General features: G+C 52.2%; 1 rRNA gene. It reads left to right on the top strand.

The annotated features are described in order from the left end of the window. A 23S ribosomal RNA gene (locus BAZO_RS16160) occupies positions 1-1528 on the top strand; the annotation flags it as partial.

Genomic DNA, 1528 nt, shown 5'->3' with positions numbered 1-1528 from the left:
GGTTAAGTTAGTAAGGGCGCACGGTGAATGCCTTGGCACTAGGAGCCGATGAAGGACGGGACTAACACCGATATGCTTCGGGGAGCTGTAAGTAAGCTTTGATCCGGAGATTTCCGAATGGGGAAACCCACTGTTCGTAATGGGACAGTATCTTTACCTGAATACATAGGGTATCGAAGGCAGACCCGGGGAACTGAAACATCTAAGTACCCGGAGGAAGAGAAAGCAAATGCGATTTCCTGAGTAGCGGCGAGCGAAACGGAATTAGCCCAAACCAAGAGGCTTGCCTCTTGGGGTTGTAGGACACTCTATACGGAGTTACAAAGGAACGAAGTAGGTGAAGTGGTCTGGAAAGGCCAGCCGAAGAAGGTAACAGCCCTGTAGCTGAAACTTCGTTCCCTCTTGAGTGGATCCTGAGTACGGCGGGACACGTGAAATCCCGTCGGAAGCTGGGAGGACCATCTCCCAAGGCTAAATACTCCCTAGTGACCGATAGTGAACCAGTACCGTGAGGGAAAGGTGAAAAGCACCCCGGAAGGGGAGTGAAAGAGATCCTGAAACCGTGTGCCTACAAGTAGTTGGAGCCCATTCATGGGTGACAGCGTGCCTTTTGTAGAATGAACCGGCGAGTTACGATCCCGTGCAAGGTTAAGTCGAAGAGACGGAGCCGCAGCGAAAGCGAGTCTGAATAGGGCGCATGAGTACGTGGTCGTAGACCCGAAACCAGGTGATCTACCCATGTCCAGGTTGAAGTCCAGGTAACACTGGATGGAGGACCGAACCCACGCACGTTGAAAAGTGCGGGGATGAGGTGTGGGTAGCGGAGAAATTCCAATCGAACTTGGAGATAGCTGGTTCTCCCCGAAATAGCTTTAGGGCTAGCCTTAAGGTAAGAGTCTTGGAGGTAGAGCACTGATTGGACTAGGGGCCCCCATCGGGTTACCGAATTCAGTCAAACTCCGAATGCCAAAGACTTATCCTTAGGAGTCAGACTACGAGTGATAAGGTCCGTGGTCAAGAGGGAAACAGCCCAGATCACCAGCTAAGGTCCCAAAGTGTACGTTAAGTGGCAAAGGATGTGGAGTTGCTTAGACAACCAGGATGTTGGCTTAGAAGCAGCCACCATTTAAAGAGTGCGTAATAGCTCACTGGTCGAGTGACTCTGCGCCGAAAATGTAACGGGGCTAAACGTACCACCGAAGCTGTGGATTGACACTTACGTGTCAGTGGTAGGGGAGCGTTCTAAGGGCTTTGAAGCTAGACCGAAAGGACTGGTGGAGCGCTTAGAAGTGAGAATGCCGGTGTGAGTAGCGAAAAGACAGGTGAGAATCCTGTCCATCGAAAGCCTAAGGTTTCCTGAGGAAGGCTCGTCCGCTCAGGGTTAGTCGGGACCTAAGCCGAGGCCGAAAGGCGTAGGCGATGGCCAACAGGTTGATATTCCTGTACCACCTCTTTACCGTTTGAGCAATGGAGGGACGCAGGAGGATAGGGTAAGCGCGCCGTTGGTTGTGCGCGTCCAAGCAGTTAG

Source organism: Schinkia azotoformans LMG 9581 (genome assembly GCF_000307855.1).
Taxonomy (GTDB): domain Bacteria; phylum Bacillota; class Bacilli; order Bacillales; family Bacillaceae_J; genus Schinkia; species Schinkia azotoformans.
Note: the sequence above shows the minus strand (reverse complement) of the source record. Positions and strands in the feature narration are given on the sequence as shown.